Source organism: Citrobacter sp. Cf132, from assembly GCF_030333885.1.
Lineage (GTDB): Bacteria > Pseudomonadota > Gammaproteobacteria > Enterobacterales > Enterobacteriaceae > Citrobacter > Citrobacter freundii.
In genome coordinates this window covers 1-26,366 of sequence record NZ_JAOWFA010000040.1, presented here as the reverse complement: position 1 = coordinate 26,366, position 26,366 = coordinate 1, and the positions used below count along the sequence as shown (strand labels likewise).

General features: G+C 53.2%; 22 protein-coding genes and 1 pseudogene. 10 read left to right on the top strand and 13 right to left on the bottom strand.

Features of this window, described 5'->3' with window-relative positions:
* The first annotated feature begins 1 nt into the window (after window position 1).
* Genes OGV85_RS24520 through OGV85_RS05000 form a run of 4 tightly spaced genes read left to right on the top strand, consistent with a single transcriptional unit; the run spans window position 2 to window position 3,147 of the window.
* Window positions 2–934 (top strand): ABC transporter substrate-binding protein, encoded by a 933-nt coding sequence (locus OGV85_RS24520; RefSeq protein ID WP_046670707.1) that lies wholly within the window; start codon window positions 2–4, stop codon window positions 932–934.
* Between the two features lie 10 nt (window positions 935–944).
* Window positions 945–1,454 (top strand): GNAT family N-acetyltransferase, encoded by a 510-nt coding sequence (locus OGV85_RS05010; RefSeq protein WP_048217555.1) that lies wholly within the window; start codon window positions 945–947, stop codon window positions 1,452–1,454.
* A gap of 9 nt (window positions 1,455–1,463) precedes the next feature.
* Window positions 1,464–2,390 (top strand): amino acid ABC transporter permease, encoded by a 927-nt coding sequence (locus OGV85_RS05005; RefSeq protein ID WP_061548284.1) that lies wholly within the window; start codon window positions 1,464–1,466, stop codon window positions 2,388–2,390.
* Window positions 2,374–3,147, top strand: a complete 774-nt coding sequence (locus tag OGV85_RS05000) for an amino acid ABC transporter ATP-binding protein (RefSeq protein WP_003836184.1) — start codon at window positions 2,374–2,376, stop codon at window positions 3,145–3,147. The genes OGV85_RS05005 and OGV85_RS05000 overlap by 17 nt, the downstream gene beginning before the upstream one ends.
* A gap of 35 nt (window positions 3,148–3,182) precedes the next feature.
* Here OGV85_RS05000 and OGV85_RS04995 read toward each other — a convergent pair whose 3' ends face one another.
* Entirely contained in the window at window positions 3,183–4,172 is a 990-nt protein-coding gene (locus tag OGV85_RS04995; protein WP_061548282.1) for a zinc-dependent alcohol dehydrogenase family protein, read from the bottom strand.
* 98 nt (window positions 4,173–4,270) lie between these two features.
* Window positions 4,271–5,191, bottom strand: coding sequence for a LysR family transcriptional regulator (locus OGV85_RS04990; RefSeq protein ID WP_061548281.1), 921 nt, complete (start codon window positions 5,189–5,191; stop codon window positions 4,271–4,273).
* A gap of 112 nt (window positions 5,192–5,303) precedes the next feature.
* Between OGV85_RS04990 and OGV85_RS04985 the strand changes: the two genes are divergently transcribed.
* The gene (locus OGV85_RS04985) at window positions 5,304–5,921 is read left to right on the top strand and encodes a glutathione S-transferase family protein (protein WP_061548280.1); all 618 of its coding nucleotides are present in this window, start codon (window positions 5,304–5,306) and stop codon (window positions 5,919–5,921) included.
* Between the two features lie 68 nt (window positions 5,922–5,989).
* On the opposite strand, the gene OGV85_RS04980 is transcribed toward OGV85_RS04985, so the two are convergent.
* Window positions 5,990–7,300 carry an MFS transporter gene (locus OGV85_RS04980; RefSeq protein WP_061548279.1) on the bottom strand — a complete coding sequence of 437 codons (1,311 nt, stop codon included), beginning with the start codon at window positions 7,298–7,300 and terminating at the stop codon, window positions 5,990–5,992.
* Between the two features lie 74 nt (window positions 7,301–7,374).
* Window positions 7,375–8,571, bottom strand: coding sequence for an L-talarate/galactarate dehydratase (locus OGV85_RS04975; RefSeq protein WP_003020125.1), 1,197 nt, complete (start codon window positions 8,569–8,571; stop codon window positions 7,375–7,377).
* A 271-nt stretch (window positions 8,572–8,842) separates the two neighbouring features.
* On the opposite strand from OGV85_RS04975, the gene OGV85_RS04970 reads away from it, so the two are divergent.
* Both OGV85_RS04970 and pptA read left to right on the top strand, forming a co-directional pair.
* Window positions 8,843–9,895, top strand: coding sequence for a LacI family DNA-binding transcriptional regulator (locus OGV85_RS04970; RefSeq protein WP_369707176.1), 1,053 nt, complete (start codon window positions 8,843–8,845; stop codon window positions 9,893–9,895).
* Window positions 9,896–9,929: 34 nt separating this feature from the next.
* Complete coding sequence (gene pptA / locus OGV85_RS04965; RefSeq protein WP_032949321.1) at window positions 9,930–10,157, top strand: tautomerase PptA; 228 nt, start codon at window positions 9,930–9,932, stop codon at window positions 10,155–10,157.
* Between the two features lie 39 nt (window positions 10,158–10,196).
* Here the strand turns inward: pptA and OGV85_RS04960 are convergent, their stop codons facing one another.
* Together OGV85_RS04960 and OGV85_RS04955 are read right to left on the bottom strand one after the other, a co-directional pair.
* Window positions 10,197–12,173, bottom strand: coding sequence for an alkyl/aryl-sulfatase (locus OGV85_RS04960; RefSeq protein ID WP_061548278.1), 1,977 nt, complete (start codon window positions 12,171–12,173; stop codon window positions 10,197–10,199).
* Window positions 12,174–12,323: 150 nt separating this feature from the next.
* Window positions 12,324–12,896 (bottom strand): flavin reductase family protein, encoded by a 573-nt coding sequence (locus tag OGV85_RS04955; RefSeq protein ID WP_032949318.1) that lies wholly within the window; start codon window positions 12,894–12,896, stop codon window positions 12,324–12,326.
* Between the two features lie 157 nt (window positions 12,897–13,053).
* Between OGV85_RS04955 and nhoA the strand changes: the two genes are divergently transcribed.
* Window positions 13,054–13,899, top strand: coding sequence for an N-hydroxyarylamine O-acetyltransferase (gene nhoA / locus OGV85_RS04950; protein ID WP_061548277.1), 846 nt, complete (start codon window positions 13,054–13,056; stop codon window positions 13,897–13,899).
* A 58-nt stretch (window positions 13,900–13,957) separates the two neighbouring features.
* Here nhoA and OGV85_RS04945 read toward each other — a convergent pair whose 3' ends face one another.
* From OGV85_RS04945 to OGV85_RS04915, 7 genes are all read right to left on the bottom strand, one after another.
* Entirely contained in the window at window positions 13,958–14,851 is an 894-nt protein-coding gene (locus OGV85_RS04945; protein ID WP_061548276.1) for a PhzF family isomerase, read from the bottom strand.
* A gap of 98 nt (window positions 14,852–14,949) precedes the next feature.
* On the bottom strand, window positions 14,950–15,630 hold the full coding sequence (gene narI, locus OGV85_RS04940; RefSeq protein WP_003020109.1) for a respiratory nitrate reductase subunit gamma: 681 nt from the start codon (window positions 15,628–15,630) through the stop codon (window positions 14,950–14,952).
* Entirely contained in the window at window positions 15,627–16,322 is a 696-nt protein-coding gene (gene narW, locus OGV85_RS04935; protein ID WP_003836210.1) for a nitrate reductase molybdenum cofactor assembly chaperone, read from the bottom strand. The genes narI and narW overlap by 4 nt, the downstream gene beginning before the upstream one ends.
* Window positions 16,322–17,866 (bottom strand): nitrate reductase subunit beta, encoded by a 1,545-nt coding sequence (narH, locus tag OGV85_RS04930; protein WP_003020103.1) that lies wholly within the window; start codon window positions 17,864–17,866, stop codon window positions 16,322–16,324. The genes narW and narH overlap by 1 nt, the downstream gene beginning before the upstream one ends.
* Complete coding sequence (locus OGV85_RS04925; RefSeq protein ID WP_003843700.1) at window positions 17,863–21,603, bottom strand: nitrate reductase subunit alpha; 3,741 nt, start codon at window positions 21,601–21,603, stop codon at window positions 17,863–17,865. Before OGV85_RS04925 ends, narH begins: the two co-directional genes overlap by 4 nt.
* Before the next feature lie 49 nt (window positions 21,604–21,652).
* On the bottom strand, window positions 21,653–23,038 hold the full coding sequence (locus OGV85_RS04920; RefSeq protein WP_003020098.1) for a NarK family nitrate/nitrite MFS transporter: 1,386 nt from the start codon (window positions 23,036–23,038) through the stop codon (window positions 21,653–21,655).
* A 211-nt stretch (window positions 23,039–23,249) separates the two neighbouring features.
* Window positions 23,250–23,828 (bottom strand): TetR family transcriptional regulator, encoded by a 579-nt coding sequence (locus OGV85_RS04915; RefSeq protein WP_003020094.1) that lies wholly within the window; start codon window positions 23,826–23,828, stop codon window positions 23,250–23,252.
* A gap of 116 nt (window positions 23,829–23,944) precedes the next feature.
* Between OGV85_RS04915 and OGV85_RS04910 the strand changes: the two are divergent.
* Together OGV85_RS04910 and OGV85_RS04905 are read left to right on the top strand one after the other, a co-directional pair.
* Window positions 23,945–25,258: pseudogene (locus tag OGV85_RS04910) on the top strand (SmvA family efflux MFS transporter); the annotation flags it as partial.
* Between the two features lie 71 nt (window positions 25,259–25,329).
* Window positions 25,330–26,366 (top strand): IS3-like element ISSen4 family transposase gene (locus OGV85_RS04905; protein ID WP_286553126.1). Its coding sequence is split into 2 segments (ribosomal slippage), with 1,038 coding nucleotides annotated over them: window positions 25,330–25,588 and window positions 25,588–26,366; the frame shifts between segments, so codons are not numbered across the junction. This gene is flagged as partial in the annotation.

The following is a 26,366-nucleotide window of genomic DNA, read 5'->3' as shown; positions in this document are numbered from 1 at the left end:
TATGCAGAAAAAATCAGTATTCCTCGCGCTGTCGCTGGCTTTCAGCGCGACTGTCTGGGCAAATGATGTGACGATTAACGGCACGGGCGTAAGTCTGGAAGCCAATAAAACGCCGATCAATACGGCAAAGAATCCGCAGGCGATTGCGCAATTGCCCGCAAACCTGCACCTGGCCGTACCTGGCAAATTCACCGTGGCGATTGCCGGGCTCAGTCAACCGCCGCTGACCGTCTTTGCCGATGACAATAAGACGCTGATCGGCAGCGAGGCGGACATCGCGCGTCTGGTGGCTGACAGTTTGGGGCTGGAACTCAACGTCGTACCTACGTCATGGGAAGACTGGCCGCTGGGCGTCACTTCCGGCAAATACGATGCCGCGATCAGCAATATTACCGTCACCAAAGCACGCAAAGAAAAATTCGATTTCGCGACGTATCGGAAAGACTCTCTTGGCTTTTATGTCAAAACCGGTAGCAAGCTGAAGAAAATCGAGCAGGCGGAAGATATCGCTGGACTGCGCATTATCGTCGGTTCAGGGACGAACCAGGAAGCCATCCTGCTGGCCTGGAACGATGAGAACGTGAAGAAAGGGTTACAGCCGTTTACGCCGGTGTATACCAAAGATGATGCCGCGCAAACCCTGGCCCTACAGTCAGGTCGCGCCGATGCCTACTTCGGTCCTAATGTAATCGGCGCATGGAAAGCTGCACTCAACGGTAAAACGCAATTGGTGGGTAGTGTTGATGGCGGTTGGCCAAAAGCGGCACACATCGCTGTGACGCTGAAAAAGGACAGCGGTCTGGTTCTGCCGGTACAAACCGCCCTCAACGGCGTAATTGGCAACGGCGCCTATGACAAGGTGCTGAGTCGCTGGGGAGAAGGGGTGGAACGCATTCCGCAATCTGAAATCAACCCGGCCGGTTTAGGCGACTAAGGAGGTTATCGTGAGCGATCAATTTCGCGTGGTCTCACCTGAAGCCAGCGAGCTACAGCCCATTTTGAACGGTCTGTTCGGTGAGTATGCTGCCCGCTATGGCGATTATTTTTCTCGCGACGCTGAAGTGGAACTGACCGAATGGTATCTGGCACCGCAGGGACTTTTTGTGGTCCTGGAGCGTGGCGGAGAAATTATCGCCACCGGGGCTTACAAACCTTACGACAAGGACACTGCCGAGATTAAGCGTATCTGGACAAAAAGCAGCCTGCGTCAGCAGGGACTGGCGGCGCGTGTAGTGCAGGAACTGGAACGTCGGGCGCTACTCGCGGGCTACAGCCGGATATATCTGACCACAGGATTTCGCCAGCCGGAGGCGGTCAGACTTTATTTAAGCCAGGGCTACGATCCGCAATTTGATACGACGCGCAATCCCGAAGAGTACAGCCAGCCACCGTTTGATGGACGGCTGCGCTTTACCAAACTGCTGACTATTGCCGGTCAGGCCAGAATCGCCTGAGGAGAGAAGATGAAAACGACAGATAGCATTAAAGTCGTACCGGCGCGTTACCCCATGCGCACCGTTGGCGCGGTCATTGCTTTGTTTGTCCTGGCGGTGATTCTCCAGTCTGTGGCGTTTAATCCGCGCTGGGAATGGAGCGTGTTTGCCCGCTGGTTCTTCGATCCGGTGATTTTGTCTGGTCTTGGACAAACGCTGTTACTGACACTTATCGGGACGCTGTTGAGTATTCTCATCGGCGGTCTGCTGGCGCTGGCGCGGCTTTCATCTTCCTGGCTGTTGAACTGTCTGGCATGGGGGTACATCTGGCTGTTTCGTTCGTTACCGCTGATTGTGGTGCTAATCGTTCTGTACAACTTCTCCTATCTGTACGACACGCTGACGATTGGTATTCCGTTCACTCCCATTCAGTGGGGAAGTTTTGAGACCATCAATGTACTCGGTCAGTTTTCCACTGCGGTGGTTGGCCTGACGCTGGTGCAAAGCGCCTATACCGCTGAGATTATACGTGGTGGATTTTTGGGGGTTGATCACGGTCAGTACGAGGCAGCGGCAGCACTGGGCTTACCAGCAGGGCGACGTACGCTGCGGATTATTCTGCCGCAGGCGCTGCGCACCATTTTGCCTGCTGGCTTCAATGAAATCATCAGTCTGGCGAAAGGGACGGCGATGGTATACGTGCTGGCAATGCCGGAGCTGTTCTACACCATCCAGATGATATACAACCGCACGCAGGAAGTGATCCCGCTGCTGATGGTGGGTGCGGTGTGGTATCTGGTGATCACCAGCATTCTGTCGCTTATTCAGCATCTGGTCGAACGCACGCTGGCACGCAGCGAACGACGTTCAGCGATCAACACAGTCCGGGTGAGCCGTGCAGAAAAACGCAGTCGTCAACGTCCACAGCAGGAGGCCGTCCATGTCCCACTCGCCTGAAGGCCATATTTCTATTACCGGCGTCAGCAAATACTTTGGTCGCCACAAAGCATTGGATAATGTGTCGCTGGAGATCCCTCCCGGAACGGTAACGGTCATTCTCGGGCCGTCCGGTTCAGGGAAATCCACACTCCTGCGTACCATCAACCATCTGGAACGCGTCGATGAGGGTTTTATTCAAATCGATGGCGATTACATTGGCTATCGTCGGCAGGGAGATAAGCTGTATGAGCTGAAAGAGGCGGAAATTTTGCGCCAGCGGGTTAACGTCGGCTATGTGTTCCAGAACTTTAATCTGTTCCCACACTTAACGGTGCTGGAGAACCTGATTGAAGCACCCATTGCGCACGGACTGGCATCGCGTAAAGCCGCCACCGAGCGGGCATTAACGCTGCTTGATGCGGTAGGGTTGCGCAATAAAGCCGATGCCTGGTCGCGTCACTTATCTGGCGGTCAGCAGCAGCGTATCGCTATTGCCCGTGCACTGGCGCTAAATCCGCGCGTCATGCTGTTTGATGAGCCTACATCTGCACTGGATCCTGAACTGGTGGGCGAAGTCCTGGATGTCATTAAAGCGCTGGCGAAGTCGGGAACCACGCTGGTGGTGGTGACGCACGAGATTGGCTTCGCTAGGGAGGTGGCGGATCAGGTGGTGTTTATGGTTGATGGCAAAATCGTCGAGCAGGGCAGCAGCGAGCAGGTACTGAATCATCCACGCCACACGCGCACCCAGCAGTTTTTGTCGAAAGTGCTTTGAGTTACATTGCGGCACAAGGCTGTGCCGCACGGGAGTCACAGGGTAACGACTATTTTACCTACCTGACCGTTGGCTTCCATGTATTGATGTGCTTCGACGATATCATCAAAGGCAAAGGTTTTATCAATCAGCGGCTTGAGTTGGCCGGACTGTAATCCTTCAAAGATAAACCGTTTCGCACGTGACAGTTTTTCCGGGTTCGTGGTGATTTCGAAAATCTCATAGCCGCGGAAGGTCAGATGACGACCGAGTATCTCTATGACCGGGATAGAAAGGTCACGTGAATCAAGCGAGCCATACTGGAAAAAGAGTCCGCCGGCAGGCATCACCTGGGCAATTTTTGCCACGCCAGGGCCACCGACCGGATCGAAGACCACGCGGGTACCTTTGCCGTCAGTGATCCGGTTAATCTCCGCCACCAGATCCTGCTCCTGGCTGGCGATAACCTCTGCCGCACCAAGTTGCAGAAGCTGGGCACGTTTCTCACTGGTGCGCGTCATCGCAATCGGTTTTGCTCCCCGCATGTTAGCAATCTGAATTGCCGCCAGTCCGACGCTGCTGGAAGCAGCATTGATCAGCACGTTATCACCAGGCTTAATATCCGCATATTCAACCAGCGCACCGAAAGCGGTCACATACATCATCCAGCTCGCCGCGGCTTCCTCGAAGCTAAGATTCTCAGGATGTTTGACGACAGCATGGGCTGGAGCATTGACGACTTCACCGTACATACCATACTCATGGAAGCTGAAAGCCGGGATGACGCTGACGCTATCGCCGGGCGCAAACTCACGCACGTTGTCTCCCACGGATTCAACAACGCCAGAAGCCTCATAGCCCAGACGTGCCGGGAATTTGGGTTGGTAAATATACTGGCCGGTACGATACATAATTTCCGCACGGTTAATGCCGATTGCGCGTACGCGTATCTGAACTTCATCCGCACGCGGAGCCGAAACTGGCATATCCTGGATTGTCAGGACGTCAGCGTTGCCTGGTTGATTAAAAACCACGACCTTAGACATAGCAAACCTCTGTAAATTGTTCTGTATTGGGTCTGCACAATTTAACGGCTCAGATGAGGGTGAAAAACCGCCGTTGCGGAACTTCACTATTACTCAGATTATAATAATCCCTGTAGGCGCGATTTTTGCTCGGTAAAAAGCGCACACAGCCAGTCAATAAACACCCGAACGCGGGGGGCAAGATGACGTCTGTCGGGGTAAAGCACAGAAACCGGTTTTGATTCCCCGGCATAATCAGCCAGCACCTCAACGAGCTGGCCCAACTGGATCCAGGGGGCCAGTACCGCGTGCACACCGTGGATGATACCGAGTCCGGATAAACAGCCTGTCAAAAGGATGTCGGAGTTATCAACGCTGATGTGACCTGCGGGGATAAACGACACGGTTTCACCCTCGCGGACGAAGGACCATTCCAGTGCTTCACGATGACGTTCACTGAAAAAGTTAATTGCCTGATGTCGGGATAAATCCTCTGGTGTCTGCGGTACGCCATGTTGTTGCAGATAATCCGGTGACGCGCATGTCACCATTTTTACCTCGCCAAGCCGCCGTGAAATCAGAGAAGAGTCTTGTAACTCGCCAATGCGAATCATGCAGTCGATACCTTCGGCAAGCAGATCGATTCTGCGGTCGGTGGAGGTGAGGACAATCTCAATATCCGGGTAGCGCGACTGGAAATCGTTCAGGGCCGGGACTAATACCGAGTGAGCCAGCGACAGGGGGGCATTCACCCTGAGTTTTCCGCGCGGAGGGCGAGTGGGTGAGAAAGAAGCCATGATGTCATCAACGTCACTGAGCAGGATTTTTGTGCGTTGGTAAAAAGCGTCACCTTCTTCTGTCAGACTCACTTTACGAGTCGTGCGGTTAAGCAACTTTACTCCCAGATCGTCTTCAAGATGTTGGATAGCTTTGGTCACTGCAGGGCGGTGCAGGTGTAACACGTCTGCTGCTCTGGCAAATCCACCTTGCTCAACAACCTGTACAAAAATGTTCATATATTCAAACATACTGGAACGCATTGCTTATTCTCCCCCGGTATTCGACCATTGTTATTATGAAAGTAATAATCACGTCTGCATAGGTTGCCGAATGCTGCTCTACACTTAGGGTTTTAACTTTGGGGATTGCAGCATGATTAAGGTCTATGGGGTACCGGGCTGGGGATCGGCCATCAGTGAAGTGATGCTCACACTGGCGGAGATCCCTTATCATTTTATTAATGTCGACGGTTTTGACAGTGACGGCCCTCAGCGGGAGTTGCTTAAGACTATGAATCCACTATGCCAGGTGCCCACGCTGGTACTGGAAAATGGCAGTGTGATGACGGAAACGGCGGCGATCGCGCTGATGATCCTCGATCGTCGCCCTGAACTTTCACCACCCGTTGGACACGCCGAACGCCAGCAGTTTCAGCGTCTGTTGATATGGCTGGTGGCAAATGTCTATCCCACGTTTACCTATGCCGACTATCCAGAACGCTGGGTACCGGACGCCCCGGCGCAGTTGAAAAAGAACTGCATTGAGTACCGTAAATCCCTCTATATGTGGCTGAACGATCAGCTAAACGACGAGCCGTACGCATTCGGGGATCAGCTAACACTACTGGACGTATATATTGCCGTTATGCGCAGCTGGGGACCTGGGCATGACTGGTTTCAGGACAACACGCCGAATATTAGCGCTATCGCTGATGCAGTTTGTCAGCATCCGAGGCTGCGTACTGTACTGAAAAACAATAAGATTATTTGAATAAAAAAACGCTGTTCCGCAGGAGTGCAAATCCGGAACAGCGGGCGAACTATCGCCATAAGGTTAAATTACGCGACAGAAGGGGTCAGCGTAATACGATCCAATGGACCCACGATAAACAGATAAGAAATCAGGCCAATCAACCCCATCGAACCGACGTAGAGAATGGCGTAATCAAAAGACTGGGTATTCGCCAGAATGACGCCGATCACCAGTGGCGTGATGTTACTGGCCATATTGCCGCACATATTGAAAACGCCGCCTGCAATGCCGAGCACTTCTTTTGGCGAGGTATCGCTGAGAACGCACCATCCCAGATTGCCAAACCCTTTGGCGAAAAATGCCAGACTCATCGCGGCGATCACCACAAATTCTGACGAGGTGTAGTTGGCGATAACGATGACACAGGAAAGCAACATTCCGCAGATAACCGGCAGCTTACGAGCAATCGTCAGGCTGTAACCGCGTTTTAGTAGCCAGTCGGAGAACACGCCGCCTAATAATCCACCGATAAAACCGGCAATGGCAGGGATACTGGCGACAAACCCCACTTTGAGGATGGACATGCCTTTCGCCTGATACAGATAAGTAGGGAACCAGGTCAGGAAGAACCAGGTAATGGATGTCACGCAGAACTGCCCGATATAAACGCCAATCATCATGCGATTGACGCAGACGCTCTTAATTTGCGTAAAGGTAATTTTCTGCGACTCTTTTTTATTGCCCAGCGCCGGTTCGCCACCGCCTTCCCGGATATAGTCAATTTCCTGTTGGTTTACCTTCGGATGGTGCATGGGATCCCTGACTTTGACCAGCCAGAAGATGCCAAGAATAACGCCAATAGCCCCGATATAATAAAACACAAAGTGCCAGCTCAGATTATGCAAAATAATCGTCATGAGCGGCGTAATAATCCCTAACGAGATATATTGTGCGGCCTGATAGACTGAGGTAACAAATCCCCGTTCGTTATTGGGAAACCATTGCACGCTTAATCGACTATTGGCCGGAAAGGCAGGAGCTTCAATCGCACCCATCAGTAATCGTAAGATAATCAATACGACAAGTGGGCTGGCGTACAGATAAATGGTGCCCTGAAACATGGTTACCAGTGACCAGCCAATCAGGGCACAGCCGTATACCAACCGGGAACCGTACCGATCCAGCAACCAGCCGCCGGGCAGTTGCATAATGACATAAGAAATACCGAAGGCAGAAAAGGCCAGTCCCATAGCTTCAGGATCAAAACCTAATTCTTTGCTCATTATCGGCGCGACCACGGATAACGTCGCGCGATCGGCGTAATTAAATACGGTGGCAAGAAACAGAAATATCAGAATGCCGTAACGCACTTTTGTGCGCTTTATTATTGTGTTCATCACCCACTCCTTTCATAAGGTTGAGAGCGTTTTTGTAGGGGAGGAGGGCGGGTATTACTTACCCGCCAAATAAATTAAGGACGTTTACCAAACTCGCAGGTCAATTGCGTCCAGCGGCGCGCCTGCTCGCTGATGCTGAAGCCCAGACCGTGACGTTCGGAAACCCACATCCGGCCATCGCGCAACTCAAGTTGTTCATTAAATAACGGGTTCAGCCATTCGAAATGCTCCAGCCATGGCTCAAGTGGATAAGCGGCGGACAGATGCAGGTGAACTTCCATAGCGAAGTGCGGAGCCAGTTTGCGACCATGTTTAGCCGCCAGGTCCATAATTTTAAGGAACGGTGAAATCCCCCCCACACGCGGTGCATCGGGCTGTACAAAATCGCTGGCGTTGCCAAGGATCAGCTGTTCATGTTCGCGGAAGCTGGTCAGCATTTCACCGGTGGCAATCGGGGTATCCAGCGCGGCGGCCAGTTGGGCATGGCCTTCTACATCGTAGGCGTCGAGCGGCTCTTCAATCCAGATCAGATTGAACTGCTCCATTTTACGTCCCATACGGATGGCGGTTTCCCGATCCCACTGCTGATTGGCATCGACCATTAGCGGGAAGTCATCCCCCAACGCTTCACGTACCGCGGTTAAGCGGCGAATATCCTCGGCACAGTTTGGCTGACCGACCTTGAGTTTGATGCCGCCAATGCCGTTTTCACGGGAAATAACCACGTTTTTAAGCACCTGATCCAGCGGCGTATGCAGGAATCCGCCGGAGGTGTTGTAGCACTGTACGGAGTCACGATGCGCGCCAAGCAGTTTTGCCAGCGGCAATCCTGCACGCTTGGCCTTCATATCCCATAAAGCGATATCGATAGGGGAGATGGCCTGAACCGCCATGCCGCTGCGTCCTACGGAAGCCCCAGCCCACAACAGCTTGGTATAGATCTTGTCAATATCGTTTGGATCTTCACCTAACAGGTTATCGGCAATTTCTTTGGCATGCGCATAGATCCCCTGACCGCCAGCACGCTTGGAGTAACTAAATCCCACGCCTTCAAACCCGTCGCGACTGCGGATCTCGGCGATGATTATGGCGACTTCGGTTAGTGGTTTCTGGCGACCAGTCAGCACTTTGGCATCGCTCACTGGTGTTGCCAGCGGAAGGAAAGCCAGAGACAGTTTTACCCATTCAATACGGTCACCGGTTTCTGCTGCGGTTTTGGCGTTAGCCGATTTGGCATAGGTCACGGCATCGGAATTAGCGCTTAAAGACATATTATTCTCTCCTGGTGGTAATAAATGATTGCGCTATCATTTTTAGTGTTAGCGCAATCATTTCACCAGTGAGTTGATTGTGATTTGAACAATTGCTCACAAATACTGAGATAAAAGGGTAGTAACTTGTAAACGATGTCACATTCCAATATTTTATGGAGAAATGCACAAATCATTGTGATTGCGCTATCATTTTGATTGACGATAATTAACTAAGCTGCTGTTTTCTCAGCGGTATCGCCGGGAGTCGCTGGCAATAGCCGAAATCATGATGAATAATGCCAGGATAAATCAGCGATTTTTGACAAGGGCATCGACAGTGAAAAACGCCAGACCTCCGCGTGCACCCACGCTGGAAGATGTTGCCCGTACTGCTGGATTGTCACCCATGACGGTGAGCAGGGCGCTAAATAGCCCGCAGTTGGTGCGCCCGAAAACCGTGGAAAAAGTGATGCAGGCGGTACGTGCCACGGGATATATCCCCAACGCGCTGGCCGGGGGGCTGGCGTCGCGTCGCAGTAAGCTTATCGCCGTGGTTGTTCCGCAAATTAACAACAATATGTTTGTCGATACCATTCAGTCATTAAGCGATGAACTGGCTGAACGCGGATACCACATCTTGCTCTGCGTATCAGGTTACACGCCGCAAACTGAGGCAGAGCTGGTGGCGACGCTGCTTTCTCGCCGCCCGGATGGCGTCGTGCTCACCGGTATCCATCATACCGCCGAGCTGAAAAAGGTGATTCTTAATGCGGCCATTCCGGTTGTAGAGATCTGGGATTTAACCCCAACGCCCATCGATATGCTGGTCGGTTTTTCGCATGAAAAAGTTGGTCAGGCGGTGGCAGACTATTTGCTGAAAAAAGGTTATCGCCGTCCGGGGTTGTTATGGACCGCCGATCGCCGGGCAGGCCAGCGTAAACAAGGACTGTGCGATGCGCTGAGTCGTCATGGTATTACGGCTGACGCACAGGTGGACGTCCCACTTCCGGCCTCTCTGGCATTGGGACGCACTGGATTGACGCAGCTATTGGCGGATCGCGAGTTTGATGTCATTGTCTGTAGCTCAGATACCTTAGCCCAGGGGGCGATTATGGAAGCCGAAAGCCGTGGTTTACGCGTGCCGCAGGAGCTAGCTGTAATCGGTTTTGGCGATCTTGATTTTGCCGCCAGTAACCGGCCTGCCATCACCACAGTTAGCGTCGACCGACGGGCCATTGGACAACGCGCCGCCTCTCTGCTTGCCGATCGTATCGAACAAATTCCACGTGAAGACGATATTATTGATGTCGGATTTCACCTGGTTGAACGAGAGTCCGCATAAGTTACCTGCATCCCAAAACAATAAGGAACCTGTCATGCCGCACGTTGATATCAAATGTTTTCCTCGCGATTTGAACGAAGAAGAGAAGGCCGCGTTGGCGGCGGATATTACCGAAGTCATTATTCGTCATTTACAAAGCAAAGAGAGTTCAGTGAGCATCGCGCTCAATGAAGTTGAGCCGGATGCCTGGCAGGCGGTATGGGATGTGGAAATTGCGCCACAGATGACGAGGCTGATTAAAAAACCCGGCTACAGCATGTAAGAAAAAATGGGCGGAAAACCCGCCCGTTTTCCGTTGTGCTTACGGCGTAACGATGTTGAACCAGAATTCGAACTTATCCATATAGCCGAGCATGGCATCAAGCTTGGCGCCGTCACCGGTTATCTTCACGTCACCGCTGTCTTGCGCCTGTTTTAGCGTCACTTCCTTGAGGATGATTTTGTTCAGCGTGTCGCGATTCAGCGTGACGGTGGCGTCGGCGTCTTTTGCTTCGGCATTGGCGGTATGGTTCAGTACGCCATTCTCCAGCTCAAGTTTGTATTTACCACCGTCGCTACCAAGGTCGATGTTAAACACCGACTTCGCATCGCCCGCTTTTTGTCCATTGATATGCACCGCCAGATAATCGAAGAACATTTCCGGCGTCATCGCCCGAACGGTATCCGGGCTGGCGGTATTCGGGGTTGGGCCTTTGACTACGCCGTTACGCAGCTCTTGCGCCCCGGTCAGATAGAAGTTACGCCACGGGCCGGATTCAGCCTGATATCCCAATTGCTCCAGCGCATCCGCTTCCAGATTACGTGCAGCCTGGTTATTCGGATCGGCAAACACCACTTTGCTCACCACCTGAGCTACCCAACGGTAGTTACCCTGGTCATAGTCGTTTTTTGCTTTCTGCAAAATAGCGTCAGCGCCGCCCATATAGTCGACAAATTTCTTCGCAGATTCTTCTGGCGGCAGTTCATCCAGCGTTGCCGGGTTGCCGTCAAACCAGCCGAGATAGAGCACATAGGTTGCTTTTACATCATGGCTCACGGAGCCATAGTAACCGCGGTTAGCCCAGGTGTGGGCCAGTGAGTCCGGCAGCTTAAAGTTTGCGGCGATCTCATCGCGGGTCAGACCTTCGTTAGCCATGCGCAACGTCTGGTCGTTGATGTAACGGTACAAATCGCGCTGGCTTTTCAGCAGGCTCACGACTTTATCATTGCCCCAGGTTGGCCAGTGGTGCTGCGCCATCAGGATTTCTGCTTTATCACCCCAGCGGACAATCGCTTCGTTGATGTATTTGGACCACGGCAGCGGTTCACGGATTTTGGCTCCGCGCAGAGAGTAGGTATTGTGCAGGGTGTGGGTGACATCTTCAGCAGATTCAATCAGTTTCTTCTCTTCGATGTACCACAGCATCTCCGAAGGCGCTTCAGAACCCGGAGCCAGCATGAAATCATAGGTCAGGCCGTCAATGACCTCTTTTTGTCCATCTTTCTCAATGATATTCGTTGGCGCAATCAGGGTAACGGTTCCCGCAGAAGTCGTGGTTCCCAGTCCCGCGCCGACCTGACCTTTGGCATCAGGTTTTAGCAGGTTGCCGTACATGTAGCTCGCGCGGCGGCTCATGACGTTACCTGCCATGATATTCTCAGCGACCGCTGCTTCCATAAATCCGGCAGGCGCATAAATTTTCACTTTGCCCGCTTTCACGTCAGTTTCATCAACAACGCCGCGCACGCCGCCGTAATGGTCAACGTGGCTGTGGGTATAAATCACCGCGATAACCGGTTTTTGACCACGGTTTTTAAAGTAAAGATCCATCCCGACTTTAGCCGTTTCTGCCGAAACCAGCGGGTCAACGACGGTGATGCCTTCTTTACCTTCAATAATGGTCATGTTAGACAGATCGAGGTTGCGGATCTGGTATACGCCATCCGTGACTTCAAATAGCCCGCTGATGTTGATCAACTGGGACTGGCGCCACAGGCTCGGGTTTACCGTATCCGGCGCTTTATCGCCTTCTTTGATGAACGCGTATTGCTGCGGATTCCAGATAACATTTCCCTCTTCGCCTTTGATCACTTCCTGCGGGAGTGGAGCGATAAAGCCTTTGTGGGCGTCGGTAAAGTCGGTGTTATCGGAGAATGGTAGTTGATTGTAGAGCGCATTGTTTGCTTGTTGCGTGGCGGCGGTGGCGTCTTTGGGAGCTTCAGCGGCCATAACGGGAACAGAAAACGATGTGAGTAACCCAGCCAGTATAAAACTTTGTGCGATTCTATTAAGTTGCATCGTAAAACCTCTCTGAGACTTCAGGAAGTACAGTGTTTACGGATAGCGTGTTAGGTGAATCTTTGGGTTAGAGCATTTTTAACTATAATTCAGGTGAATTATTCAGCAAGGAAGGCTAAACAGGAGGGGCTGTCATACGGACAGAATCTACTATTTGCCAGCAGTTATACGTTTCCCGCTGGTGACAAACGTTCCGGCGCCAAGATGATGCAGGGTATTGAGTTTATCATCATCAAACTGCCAGCGTCCTTCCACGAAAGCTCGCTCATCAGCGGCAGCCGAGACCACTTCCCCAAACAGGGTGTCATATTTTTCCTGTGCTGCCGTTGCAGGCAGCAGACGACACTCCATCCAGGCCAGACATTTCGCTTCTATTAACGGTAATCCCAGCACCGGACCTTTTACCACCGGAATACCGTAGCAGTTAAATTTATCTTCCACGCGACCGGAAACGCTGCCCACCGCGTAAGTCCAGTTGGTAGCGGCCACGCCCGGAATAACAATACCGAACTTGCCGCTACGCTCAATCAGTTCACGCGACCAGGCAGTCTTATCAACAACAATTGCAATCCGCGGCGGTTCAAATTCCACCGGCATTGACCATGCCGCCGCCATCACATTGCGCCGCTCGGTATGCTCATCCCGGCTGGTGATCAGTATCGTAGGGCCGTGGTTAAGCAGCCGACTGGCATGTTTTAATTCGATTGAACGGAAATGGCTCATGGATGCTCCTGGGCTGAGAGATAACACACCACAATAGATATAGATATTAACGGTATTAGCGATTTTGTCGCCTCGTCTGGAGGAACAACGCACAAAATCGACGGCGTAAAATTAAAAATGCGTTATAAGTACTGCATTAATCGAACAGGAACTCCCTATGACGCCTTTTTTAACCGCTTATTTTGCCCGTATTGGCTGGTCAGATTCGGCCAGCGTCGACATTGAAACTTTAAAAGCGCTGCATTTACTGCACAACGGCGCGATTCCGTTTGAAAACCTGGATGTATTGCTGCCAAGAGAGATGCAGCTTGACGATTTGTCGCTGGAAGAGAAGCTGGTGACGGCGCATCGTGGCGGTTATTGCTTTGAACAGAATGGAGTGTTTGAGCGCGCGTTACGCGAAATCGGTTTTAACGTACGCAGCCTTCTCGGTCGTGTGGTACTGGCAAATCCGTCAAGTCTGCCGCCGCGCACGCATCGTCTGTTGCTGGTTGAATTACAGGGAGAGCAGTGGATCGCCGACGTTGGCTTCGGCGGGCAAACGCTGACGGCGCCGATTCGTCTGCAGGCCGACATTGAGCAGCAAACGCCACACGGCGAATATCGTCTGGTTCAGGAGGGGGACGATTGGATCCTGCAGTTCCGCCATCACGATCACTGGCAATCAATGTACCGTTTTGACCTGGTCGTGCAGCACCAGAGCGATTATCTGATGGGCAATTTCTGGTCCGCGCACTGGCCACAATCGCATTTTCGTCATCATTTGCTGATGTGTCGTCATCTTCCGGACGGCGGCAAGCTGACGTTGACCAATTTTCATTTCACCCGTTATCAGGATGGTCGTGCGGTAGAGCAGATTAATCTGCCCGATGTCGCCAGCCTGTATGCCTTGCTGCAGGAACAGTTTGGACTGGGCGTGGATGACGTGAAGCATGGGTTTACCGAAGATGAGCTGGCGACGGTCATGGCGGCGTTTGATACGCATCCGGAGGCGGGGAAATAGGGGCATCGGAAGTCATGCCGGATGCGGCGTTATCGCCTTATCCGGCCTACGGGAACAATTAAAAATCTACCGCCCATTCGGCGTGAAACAGGATCACTGCCGAACCGGTAATAGTCACTTTTTCCGGCAGGTTTTCACGGATAGCCACCGTCACATCAACAATACCGTCACGCCCGAGCGCGCGGCCCTGATGTCCCTGAACACGTAGCGTTTTCCCGTCATGCGGCATCAACCCATGTTGAACCAGCCACGCGCCCATTGGACCGTTGGCATTGCCGGTAACCGGATCTTCCACAATACCAATAGCAGGCGAGAACATGCGGCCATCGGTGGCGTTTTCGCCCTTGCGAATTTGAAAAGGGAATAAACCGTTACAGCCAATTTGCTTGCTGATAGCGGTCAGGGCAGGCAAATCCGGGGAAAGGGCGTCGAGGTCCACCTCAGGCTTCAGCGCAATCATTACTTTAGAGTGTCCGGTAGTGGCTACCTGAATGGGTAATCCGGGCAGCATATCGTCTTCGCTCAGGTGCAGTGCATCGATTATCGCGGCACGTACAGCACCTTCCAGCGGAGATTCGAATCCAGGTACGCCTTGTTCAAGGCTGATGCGATAGTCATTGTCACTTGCTTCAATATCGACCCGATGACGACCGGCGAGCGAGGTTTGCCAGACGGTGCTGTTGCCCAGACCCAGCACCTTGGCGCGCACATAATGTGCGGCGACGGTAGCGTGTCCACAGATAGGAACTTCGACCGTCGGCGTGAAATAACGAATGCGAACATCGCTGTCGTCACTGGTCAGCAGGAATGCGGTTTCCGAATGACGCAGCTCGCGAGCAATAAGTTGCATCTGTGCTTCGCTCAATCCGTCAGCATGCAACACCACTCCCGCTGAATTGCCGCGAAAGGGTACTGAAGTAAAGGCATCGACGTGATAAACCTGTGGTTTCATTAGCGTTCTCCCTGGGATGGAGAAGCATCATAACGTACAAAAAGCGGGATAGCGATCCAGGCCCGGTAAGCGCTAGCGCTACCGGGCAGCAGAGGAAATTAGCGACGCGAACGCACTATCTGATAACGGCGGGTAAAGTACTCAAACGGCGCACTCCACACGTGGACCAGTCGGGTGAACGGGAACAGCAGGAAAATGGTCATCCCCAGAACCAGATGCACACGGAAAATCCACGCCACGCCATCCAGATGCGCAGACGCACCGCCCTGGAAGGTCACCACCGACTGCGCCCAACCGACCAGTTTTAGCATTTCACTGCCGTCAGGATGCTGTGCAGAGAACGGGATAGTGGTTAAACCGAGAATACATTGAATCAGCAGAACGCAGAGGATCAGAATATCGGCGGTCGAGGAGGTTGCGCGAATGCGCGGGTTAGTCAACCGGCGCACCAGCAGGCCAGCGCCACCCACCAGTGTGAGCACGCCACAAAGTCCGCCGGCAATCATCGCCATCTGCTGTTTTACCGCAATCGGCAGGAACCAGGCATACATCCAGTGCGGCGTTAACATGCCAAACAGGTGCCCGAAAAAGATCCCCAGAATGCCGATGTGGAACAGGTTTGACCACAACACCATGCCGCGTTTGTCCAGCATCTGGCTGGAAGATGCGCGCCAGGTGTATTGTCCGTAGTCGTAGCGTAGCCAACTGCCGAGGATAAACACCGTACCGCACAGGTACGGATAGATATCGTAAAAAAAGACGTTCAGGTACTGTATCATTTCGGGCCTCCCGCGCTGACGTCGACATACTGAGGTGCCACGTCCTGGCTAAAGCGTCGTTGATAGTTTTGTAACGGTGAACTGTCACAGGCGGTGGCATTATCTTCGATAAACTTCACCTGTTCCTCTTCCCAGACTGCATCCAGCGCCTGTCGGGTATCGTCGCGCGTTTCCGCGCCAACCTGCTTAGTGACACTGTCACTCGAAAGAGGACTTCCGGCAAGCTGCAACAGGGCATCAAACAGTTGATACCACGGCGTATCGCGCTGTTTTAAGCGCCCGCCAAGCAACGCCAGAATCGGTGCGACGTTCTGCAGTCCTTCTTTGGCCTCCGCTTCCGGTAACACGCTTAAGTACTCAAGATATAAAGGCAGGTGATCCGGCAGTTCGCGACAGTTTAGCTGCAGCCCGACCTTTTCATACTGCGCCAACAAATCAACCATCGCCTGGCCCCGGTCACGGGACTCGGCGTGCACATGCTCAAACAGCAGCAGAGAGGTGGCCCGACCCCGGTCGAATATTTCGCACCATTCGGCTTGTTTATCCAGTAACGGCGCATTGAGCAGCTCCTGGCTAAAATCACTCAGCATGGGGGCATCGCTGGCCACAAGCGCCAGCGCGTCGTCTTTACACTCCCATAGCAGCTCGTCGGGGTACTCCATCAGCAGGCCGATAACCTTCAGGATTTGCATTATTCACCCTCCGCTTTATCGCGCACTTCGGTGATGTCGATGGCATCAATACGGCTGCTGTTGAACAGGTTGAATTTGGTGTCGGAACCATGACAACCGTCGCCGAAGGTAAAGCCGCAGCCGTTTTTCTCCGGGAAGGCATCACGCGCCATTTCGCGGTGACTGGTCGGGATCACGAAACGGTCTTCATAGTTGGCGATGGCCAGATAACGATACATCTCCTCGACCTGCTCAACGCTCAGACCCACTTCCTCAATCGCGCGGGTGTCCGTGACGCCTTCTACGGTTTGCGCACGCATATAGTGGCGCATGGCCATCATCCGTTTGAGCGCCCTCAGCACCGGACCGGTATCACCCGCACTGAGCATATTGGCGAGGTACTGAACCGGAATTCGCAGCGACTCAACCGCAGGCAAAATGTTGCCATTGTGCGGCAGTCCGCCCGCGTCGGCGACCGACTGTATCGGTGACAATGGCGGCACATACCAGACCATCGGCAGGGTGCGATACTCCGGGTGCAGCGGTAGCGCCAGCTTCCAGTCCATCGCCATTTTGTAAACCGGCGAGCGCTGGGCTGCTTCGATGACGTTGTGTGGAATACCTTGTTTTAGCGCCTCTTCAATCACCGCTGGATCGTTCGGGTTGAGGAACACATCGCACTGACGCTCGTAGAGATCGGTTTCATGCTCGGTGCTCGCTGCTTCCTCGATACGGTCGGCGTCGTACAGCAATACCCCGAGATAACGGATACGCCCAACGCAGGTTTCTGAACACACCGTCGGCTGGCCGGACTCAATACGCGGGTAGCAGAAAATGCACTTCTCTGACTTACCGCTCTTCCAGTTAAAGTAGATTTTTTTGTACGGACAGCCGCTGATGCACAAGCGCCAACCGCGACATTTGTCCTGGTCGATCAGCACAATGCCGTCTTCTTCACGCTTATAGATAGCACCGCTCGGGCAGGTGGCGACACAGCTTGGGTTCAGACAATGCTCGCACAGGCGCGGTAAATACATCATGAAGGTGTTTTCGAACTGACCGTACATCTCCTTTTGCATCTTCTCGAAGTTACGGTCGCGGGCACGTTTTGAAAATTCGCCGCCAAGCAGTTCTTCCCAGTTTGGACCCCAGATAATCTTGTCCATCCGTTTACCATCTATCAGCGAACGCGGACGCGCGGTGGGCTGATTCTTGCTCTCCGGCGCGCTATGCAGATGCTGATAATCGTAGGTAAACGGTTCATAGTAATCATCGATTTGCGGAATCACCGGGTTGGCGAAAATTTTGGTGATTACGCCCATCTTACCGCCCAGACGCGGTCTTATCTTGCCGTTAACATCGCGAACCCAGCCGCCTTGCCACTCTTCCTGATCTTCCCAGTTTTTCGGATAACCAATCCCCGGTTTAGTCTCGACGTTGTTAAACCACGCATATTCCATCCCTTCACGCCCGGTCCAGACGTTTTTACAGGTGACGGAGCAGGTGTGGCAGCCGATGCACTTATCCAGATTAAGAACCATGCCTACCTGTGAGCGTATTTTCATTTTTTCGCCTCCTGTACCTGATCGCGACCTTCATCATCCAGCCAGTTAATGTTTTTCATTTTTCTAATCATGATGAACTCATCGCGGTTAGAGCCGACCGTCCCGTAATAGTTGAAGCTGTATGCCAGTTGCGCATAGCCGCCGATCATGTGCGTGGGTTTCGGGCAGACGCGGGTGACCGAGTTATGGATCCCGCCACGCATCCCGGTGACTTCCGAGCCTGGGATATTCATGATTCGCTCCTGAGCGTGATACATCATGGTCATTCCCGGCGGCACGCGTTGACTCACCACTGCACGCGCGGTGAGCGCACCGTTGGCGTTGAAGGCTTCAATCCAGTCGTTATCCTCAATGCCCAGCTCTTTGGCATCGGTCTCGCTGATCCAGACAATGGGGCCGCCGCGCGAAAGCGTCAGCATCAGCAGGTTTTCACTGTAGGTAGAGTGGATCCCCCATTTCTGGTGCGGCGTCAGGAAGTTGAGGGCTTTTTCCGGGAAGCCGTTAGGCGGAACTTCGCGCATTTCACTGACGCTGCGGGTATCAATAGGCGGACGATACGCCACCAGACTTTCACCGAACGCTCGCATCCACGCGTGATCCTGGTACAGCTGCTGGCGACCGGACAGGGTACGCCATGGGATCAACTCGTGAACGTTGGTATAGCCTGCGTTATAGGAGACATGTTCGCTTTCAAGGCCGGACCAGGTAGGACTGGAGATGATTTTGCGCGGCTGCGCCTGGATATCGCGAAAACGAATCTTTTCGTCTTCTTTGTTCAACGCCAGATGCGTATGGTCGCGTCCGGTCATCGCCCCCAGCGCTTCCCAGGCTTTTACCGCCACCTGACCGTTGGTTTCCGGCGCCAGGGCGAGGATCACCTCAGAGGCATCCAGTGCGGTGTCAATCAGCGGTCGGCCTTTTGCCGGGCCTTCGCGTTTGGTGTAGTTCAGCTTGCCGAGGAAATCGACTTCCGCCTGGGTATTCCACGCAATGCCTTTCCCTCCATTTCCAAGCTTGTCCATAAGCGGACCGAGTGAAGTAAAGCGTTCGTAGGTAGCGGGGTAGTCACGTTCCACAACGGCGATATTCGGTGCCGTTTTCCCCGGGAGGAGATCGCATTCGCCTTTGCGCCAGTCCAGAATGTCAAACGGCTGCGCCAGCTCTGCCGGAGAGTCGTGTTGCAGTGGTTGCAACACCACATCCGTTTCTTGTCCAAGGTGTCCCACACATACCTCGGAGAACACTTTGGCGATGCCTTTATAAATTTCCCAGTCACTCTTCGATTCCCATGCCGGGTCGACCGCCGCGGACAACGGGTGAATAAACGGATGCATATCCGAGGTGTTCATATCGTCTTTTTCATACCAGGTAGCGGTTGGCAAAACGATATCGGAGAACAAACAGGTGCTGGACATACGGAAATCGAGCGTGACCAGCAGATCGAGCTTGCCCTCTATCGCCGCGGACTGCCATTCAACCTCTTCAGGTTTAATACCCTCACTTGAACCGAGCGCTTCCCCCTGGATCCCGCTTTCGGTACCCAGTAAATACTTGAGCATGTATTCATGCCCTTTACCGGAGGAACCGAGCAGGTTAGAGCGCCAGACGAAGAGGTTGCGTGGGTGGTTTTTGCCGCTATCCGGCTGCTCGCAGGCAAAACGAATATCACCCGACTTCAGCGCTTGGGCAGTGTATTGCGCAGGAGATAACCCAGCCTGTTCTGCCTTCGCTTTGACGGTCAATGGGTTAAGGTTAAGCTGCGGCGCAGAGGGCAGCCAGCCCATTCGTTCAGCACGTACGTTAAAGTCAATCAAATGTCCGCTAAACTTCGACGCATCGGCCAGCGGAGAGAGGAGTTCTTGCGCGGTGAGTTTTTCATAACGCCACTGACTGGAGTGGTTGTAGAAAAACGAGGTGCTGTTCATCTGACGCGGTGGGCGGTTCCAGTCCAGGGCAAAGGCCAGCGGCAACCAACCGGTTTGCGGACGCAGTTTCTCCTGACCCACATAGTGCGCCCAGCCGCCGCCGCTTTGTCCCACGCAACCACAGAACACCAGGATGTTAATCATCCCGCGGTAGTTCATGTCCATGTGATACCAGTGGTTCACGCCAGCCCCGAGGATGATCATCGAACGGCCATGCGTTTTGTGCGCGGTATCGGCAAACTCACGGGCGATTTGTTCGATATGACGGCGTGGCACGCCGGTAATTTGCTCACCCCAGGCCGGGGTGTAGGCTTTTACTTCGCTGTAATCTTGTGCGCTATGAACATCATCCAGACCACGGTCGAGGCCGTAATTCGCCAGCACTAGATCATAGACGCTCACCACCGGGCAACGGCTACCGTCAGCGAGGGTAAGATATTTCACCGGTAGTTGACGGACCAGCACCGGTTCTTGTTTTACACTGCGAAAATGTGGGTTTTCGTTGCCGCCAAAATAGGGGAATGCCACGCCGGTCACGTCATCATGCTGACCAAGCAGCGAGAGGGAAAGTTCAGTTTCAGCGCCAGCCGCCAGGGGTTCCAGGTTCCATTTGCCTTTCTCGCCCCAGCGAAAACCGATAGATCCGTTCGGGACAACCAGTTCGCCCTCGCGGTTGAAAGCCACCGTTTTCCACTCTGGATTGTTGCTTTCACCCAGACCATCGACAAGGTCTGAGGCGCGCATCATGCGCCCAGGCACGTAGCTGCCATCTTCGCGGGCATCCAGCAGCACCAGCATCGGCATATCGGTATAGCGACGACAGTAATTGAGGAAATAATCGCTGGGATTGTCGAGATGGAACTCTTTCAGGATGACGTGGCCCATCGCCATTGCCAGCGCGCTGTCTGTCCCTTGTTTCGGTGCCAGCCACTGGTCGCAAAGTTTGGCGACTTCCGAGTAGTCTGGCGTAATGGCAATTGTCTTGGTGCCTTTGTAGCGAACTTCAGTAAAAAAGTGCGCGTCCGGGGTACGGGTCTGCGGCACGTTAGAGCCCCAGGCGATGATATAGCTGGAGTTATACCAGTCGGCGGATTCAGGAACGTCGGTCTGCTCGCCCCAGGTCATCGGTGACGCGGGCGGTAAGTCGCAGTACCAGTCATAGAAGCTCAGACAGGTTCCGCCCAGTAGCGAGAGATAGCGCGTACCTGCGGCATAGGAGACCATCGACATTGCGGGGATGGGAGAGAATCCGGCCACACGATCCGGGCCGTAGGTTTTCACCGTCCAGACGTTGGCAGCAGCAATCAGTTGATTAAGTTCTTTCCAGTTGGAACGGATAAACCCACCGCGCCCGCGTACCTGCTTGTAGCTCTGGCATTTTTGCGGGTCGTTCATAATGGATTCCCAGGCCAGCACCGGATCGGGCTGGCGGGACAGGGCGTCGCGCCACAATTCGATTAAGCGTTTACGCACCAGTGGATATTTCAGGCGGTTAGCGCTGTAGAGATACCACGAGTAACTTGCACCGCGTGGGCAGCCACGGGGCTCATGATTTGGCAGGTCAGGTCGGGTACGCGGGTAGTCGGTTTGCTGAGTTTCCCAGGTTACCAGCCCGTTTTTGACGTAGATTTTCCAGCTGCATGAGCCGGTACAGTTAACGCCGTGGGTAGAACGCACAATTTTATCGAACTGCCAGCGCTGACGATAGCTGTCTTCCCAGTCCCGGTTGGTGTGCATTACTTGCCCATGCCCCTCGGCAAACGTATCGCCCTTTTGTTTAAAGTAGCGAAAGCGGTCTAACAGTTTACTCATGACATAACTCCTGCTTCGAATAACGTTGCCTACACAGGCCAAAAGATGACTATTTTTTTTGTGATTTACGGCCGTAAACCAGCCAGGTCACCAGCACGCAGACGATGTAGAACACAAGGAATATTTTCATGGCGCCTACCGGAGATCCGGTCAGCGCCAGCGATGAACCAAACGCTTTCGGGATGAAGAAGCCCCCGACAGCGCCAATTGCGGAGATAAATCCCAGGGCGGCGGCGGTATCGGTTACCGCCTCACGCTGGGCCTGTTCTTCAGTACCACCGTGCAGCTTCACCCGGTAAATGGTGATTTTGCGAAAGATCACCGCAATCATCTGGAAGGTCGAACCACTGCCCAGACCCGCGGTCAGGAACAAGCCCATAAACACCAGGTAAAACGCGATAAAGCTTCCTTCGCCCGAGCCGGGCAAAGTGAGAAACAGCAGGGCGCTGAACAGTGCCATAAAGATGAAGTTAATTAAGGTGACCCGCACACCACCAAACTTGTCAGAGATAACACCGCCCGCCGATCGCGCAAGCGCACCGATGAAGGGCCCGAAGAACGCCAGTTGCAGAATATTCACGTCAGGGAACTGTGTTTTCGCCAGCATGGCAAAGCCTGCTGAAAAACCGATAAACGAACCGAAGGTGGCGAGATACAGCAGACTTAATAACCACAAATGAAAACGCTTGAGGACCGGTAGTTGGGAGGCAATTGAGGCCTTCGAACTGGCAATGTCGTTCATTCCTATGCCCGCTGCCACGGTCGCTATCAGCAGTAGCGGCACCCAAATCCATGCGGCATTGGCCAGTGACAGTAACGATCCGTCAGCTTGTGGTACGCCCTGCACGCCCAGGAAGGTAAAAATGGGGAGAAAGATCACCAGCGGCGCGATCAACTGCATCACGCTGACACCGAGGTTGCCGAGGCCACCGTTAATGCCTAGTGCGCTGCCTTGCTTCGCTTTGGGGAAGAAAAAACTGATATTGCCCATGCTGGAGGCAAAGTTAGCGCCAGCAAACCCACACATCAGCGCAATGATAATAAATACGCCAAACGGAGTAGCGGTATTTTGCACGGCAAAACCGAGCCAGACGCAGGGAATAACCAGAATGACGGTGCTAAAAATGGTCCAGCGGCGCCCCCCAAATATAGGTACCATAAAGGAGTAGGGAACGCGCAATATTGCACCAGAAAGAGAAGGTAATGCCGTTAATAAAAACAGTTGATCGGTGGTAAAATTAAAACCAATCTTATTCAGATTGACAGCAACAGCGCTGAACAACATCCAGACGCAAAACGCAAGCAGCAAGCAACTCACTGATATCCAGAGGTTTCTTCGGGCAATGTGCTTACCTTTGTTTTCCCAAAAGGCAGGATTTTCGGGTTTCCAGTCAGTTAAAAGATAACGATTATTTTTCTCATTTGATGCTGACATATTATTCTCCATGCACATGCCGTTCATGAAAAAGAAATAAACGCATACAGCGCCGCGCGAGTTCTTTTAGAAACTATTGAAAAGTTTTGGGAATATTGACTGAAAGAATAGATAAAAAAGCGCAATAACGCGGCGTGATGAGGGAATTACACGTTGCTTAAGTGTTACCAATTGTAAATATAAAAGATGTATTATTAATTCATCTATAACATCAATTAACTAACTCTAACGTAATCATACGATCCAGGTGGCGTTCGAATGCAGGATCGGCCATTTCCTCAATGCCTAATACATAGATGCCATCCAGACCGCATACCAACGCAATTAAACGCCAGGCCACATCGGCAGCATCCGGGCGTGAAGAAAACTCACCGGCTTTCTGTCCCTGAGAGATGATAGCGGCGGTTTCTTCGTGCCACATCCGCATGGTCAGCAGGTAAGCGCTTTTGATTTCCGGATCTTTATCCGCCAGAACCTGCGCTTCACGCCATAGTTTTATATAGGGTTCGAACCCGCCATCTTCGCTGCCCAGCATGGCATGCAGCCGTTCACGGAAGCTGGCGTTTGCGCTGACCAGTTCGGCATCCAGAAGAGTACGGATCAGTTGCACAAAAGCGAGGGATTTTAACTCGCCGGCAGACGTAAAGTGATGATGCACCTGGCCGGTTGACACCTGAGCTTCCGTGGCAATACGCCGCACCGTCATGGCGGTAAATCCTTCCTCAAGCGCGACGCGCATTGCCGCCTGCAGAATCACTTCCCGACGTTCATCCCGATTTAGATAGCTCATCGTTCCTCCCATATCCGTTTAGCACGCAGTCTAACAAAAAGTTGGACATACGTTCAAATTTCCGTAGGATCGCCGAACCTGGACGTGTGTCCAGTTTCAGTTTTGAAGGGAGTTTTATGTTTCGTCAGTGGTTAACGTTAGTGATTATTGTGCTGGTCTACATCCCTGTTGCGATTGATGCAACGGTGCTGCACGTTGCCGCGCCCACGCTGAGTATGACGCTGGGCGCCAGTGGCAACGAGCTGCTGTGGATCATTGATATTTATTCCCTGGTAATGGCCGGTATGGTATTGCCAATGGGCGCGCTGGGCGATCGCATCGGCTTTAAACGCCTGCTGCTGTTAGGTGGAGGCTTGTTTGGTCTGGCATCACTGGCGGCCGCTTTTGCTCATAGCGCCAGTTGGCTGATTGTCACCCGGGCCGTGTTGGCTATTGGCGCGGCGATGATTGTGCCGGCAACGCTTGCGGGGATTCGCGCCACGTTCGCTGAGCAACGGCATCGTAATATGGCGCTCGGTGTCTGGGCCGCGGTTGGTTCCGGCGGTGCGGCGTTTGGCCCACTGGTTGGCGGGATGCTACTGGAGCACTTCTACTGGGGATCCGTATTCTTAATTAATGTACCGATTGTCCTGGTGGTAATGGCCTTAACCGCACGCTTAGTGCCGCGTCAGGCTGGACGTCGCGATCAATCGTTAAATTTTGGTCATGCGATAATGCTGATTGTCGCCATTCTGCTGCTGGTTTACAGCGCCAAAACCGCGCTGAAAGGGCATACGGCGACCGTTGCCATCGCCCTGACGCTGTTAACCGGCGCTTTGCTGCTGTGGCAGTTTGTCCGCATCCAGCTTGCGGCAGCCCGCCCGATGATTGATATGCGGTTGTTCACACATCGCATAATCTTAAGTGGCGTAGTGATGGCGATGACCGCGATGATAACGCTGGTGGGTTTCGAGTTACTGATGGCTCAGGAGCTACAGTTTGTCCACGGCTTAACACCGTATCAGGCAGGGTTGTTCATGCTACCGGTGATGCTGGCAAGTGGTTTCAGCGGACCGATTGCCGGTATGTTGGTTTCACGTCTGGGATTACGTTGTGTGGCGACGGCGGGTATGGCGCTGAGCGCTGTTAGCTTTTACGGCCTGGCGATGACGGATTTCAGTAGCCAACAGGTACAAGCCTGGATTTTGATGGCTTTACTCGGCTTCAGCGCCGCCAGTGCGCTTCTGGCTTCAACAGCGGCTATCATGGCAGCAGCACCTGCGGAAAAAGCCGCGGCCGCGGGTGCCATCGAGACAATGGCTTATGAACTGGGAGCCGGACTTGGGATCGCTATCTTTGGTTTGCTGTTGAGCCGTAGCTTTTCTGCATCGATTCTGCCGCCAGCCGGACTTAATCCGCAGGAAATGGAACGTGCCTCATCGTCAATGGGGTGACCTGCTCCCCGTTGATTAGTACACCCCGATGTTAGTAATGTCTTCATAAGCCACATGAGGACATCCCCATGAAGAAGCGTTTTTCCGACGAACAGATCATCAGTATTCTCCGCGAAGCCGAAGCTGGGGTACCCGCCCGTGAACTCTGCCGCAAGCATGCCATTTCCGATGCCACGTTTTACACCTGGCGTAAGAAGTATGGCGGTATGGAGGTGCCTGAAGTTAAGCGCCTGAAGTCGCTTGAGGAAGAGAACACCAGACTCAAGAAGCTGCTTGCCGAAGCCATGCTGGATAAAGAGGCGCTTCAGGTGGCTCTTGGGCGAAAGTACTGACGACAGACCAGAAGCGGGAAGCCGTGATGTTGATGTGTGATGCGACCGGTCTGTCGCAACGTCGTGCCTGCAGGCTTACAGGTTTATCCCTGTCGACCTGCCGCTATGAGGCTCACCGTCCGGCTGCTGATGCGCATTTATCAGGGCGCATCACTGAGCTGGCACTGGAGCGCAGGCGTTTTGGCTACCGTCGTATTTGGCAGTTGCTGCGCCGTGAAGGGCTTCATGTTAATCATAAGCGCGTGTACCGGCTTTATCACCTCAGTGGCCTGGGCGTAAAACGCAGAAGACGTCGTAAAGGGCTGGCAACAGAACGTCTGCCGCTGCTCCGTCCGGCGGCGCCCAATCTGACCTGGTCGATGGATTTCGTCATGGACGCACTTTCCACCGGTCGCAGGATCAAGTGTCTTACCTGCGTCGATGATTTCACAAAGGAATGCCTGACGGTCACTGTTGCCTTTGGGATTTCAGGCGTTCAGGTCACGCGTATTCTGGACAGCATTGCACTGTTTCGAGGCTATCCGGCGACGATAAGAACTGACCAGGGGCCGGAGTTCACTTGCCGTGCACTGGATCAATGGGCCTTTGAGCATGGTGTTGAGTTGCGCTTAATCCAGCCGGGCAAGCCAACGCAGAACGGATTTATTGAGAGCTTTAACGGACGATTTCGCGATGAATGTTTGAATGAGCACTGGTTCAGCGATATCGTTCATGCCAGGAAAATTATTAATGACTGGCGGCAGGATTATAACGAATGCCGCCCGCACTCCACG

What these genes read in the sequence shown, in the direction of transcription:
- pptA (WP_032949321.1), top strand. Translation starts at nt 9,930, where the DNA reads ATGCCGCACGTTGATATCAAATGTTTTCCTCGCGATTTGAACGAAGAA.
- OGV85_RS05005 (WP_061548284.1), top strand. Translation starts at nt 1,464, where the DNA reads ATGAAAACGACAGATAGCATTAAAGTCGTACCGGCGCGTTACCCCATG.
- narW (WP_003836210.1), bottom strand. Translation starts at nt 16,322, where the DNA reads ATGCAAATCCTGAAGGTTATCGGCCTGCTGATGGAGTACCCCGACGAG.
- OGV85_RS04925 (WP_003843700.1), bottom strand. Translation starts at nt 21,603, where the DNA reads ATGAGTAAACTGTTAGACCGCTTTCGCTACTTTAAACAAAAGGGCGAT.
- OGV85_RS04915 (WP_003020094.1), bottom strand. Translation starts at nt 23,828, where the DNA reads ATGAGCTATCTAAATCGGGATGAACGTCGGGAAGTGATTCTGCAGGCG.
- OGV85_RS24520 (WP_046670707.1), top strand. Translation starts at nt 2, where the DNA reads ATGCAGAAAAAATCAGTATTCCTCGCGCTGTCGCTGGCTTTCAGCGCG.
- OGV85_RS04960 (WP_061548278.1), bottom strand. Translation starts at nt 12,173, where the DNA reads ATGCAACTTAATAGAATCGCACAAAGTTTTATACTGGCTGGGTTACTC.
- OGV85_RS04980 (WP_061548279.1), bottom strand. Translation starts at nt 7,300, where the DNA reads ATGAACACAATAATAAAGCGCACAAAAGTGCGTTACGGCATTCTGATA.
- narI (WP_003020109.1), bottom strand. Translation starts at nt 15,630, where the DNA reads ATGATACAGTACCTGAACGTCTTTTTTTACGATATCTATCCGTACCTG.
- OGV85_RS04945 (WP_061548276.1), bottom strand. Translation starts at nt 14,851, where the DNA reads ATGAAACCACAGGTTTATCACGTCGATGCCTTTACTTCAGTACCCTTT.
- nhoA (WP_061548277.1), top strand. Translation starts at nt 13,054, where the DNA reads ATGACGCCTTTTTTAACCGCTTATTTTGCCCGTATTGGCTGGTCAGAT.
- OGV85_RS04995 (WP_061548282.1), bottom strand. Translation starts at nt 4,172, where the DNA reads ATGTCTAAGGTCGTGGTTTTTAATCAACCAGGCAACGCTGACGTCCTG.
- OGV85_RS04920 (WP_003020098.1), bottom strand. Translation starts at nt 23,038, where the DNA reads ATGTCAGCATCAAATGAGAAAAATAATCGTTATCTTTTAACTGACTGG.
- OGV85_RS04990 (WP_061548281.1), bottom strand. Translation starts at nt 5,191, where the DNA reads ATGCGTTCCAGTATGTTTGAATATATGAACATTTTTGTACAGGTTGTT.
- OGV85_RS04970 (WP_369707176.1), top strand. Translation starts at nt 8,843, where the DNA reads ATGAATAATGCCAGGATAAATCAGCGATTTTTGACAAGGGCATCGACA.
- narH (WP_003020103.1), bottom strand. Translation starts at nt 17,866, where the DNA reads ATGAAAATACGCTCACAGGTAGGCATGGTTCTTAATCTGGATAAGTGC.
- OGV85_RS04955 (WP_032949318.1), bottom strand. Translation starts at nt 12,896, where the DNA reads ATGAGCCATTTCCGTTCAATCGAATTAAAACATGCCAGTCGGCTGCTT.
- OGV85_RS05000 (WP_003836184.1), top strand. Translation starts at nt 2,374, where the DNA reads ATGTCCCACTCGCCTGAAGGCCATATTTCTATTACCGGCGTCAGCAAA.
- OGV85_RS04985 (WP_061548280.1), top strand. Translation starts at nt 5,304, where the DNA reads ATGATTAAGGTCTATGGGGTACCGGGCTGGGGATCGGCCATCAGTGAA.
- OGV85_RS04975 (WP_003020125.1), bottom strand. Translation starts at nt 8,571, where the DNA reads ATGTCTTTAAGCGCTAATTCCGATGCCGTGACCTATGCCAAATCGGCT.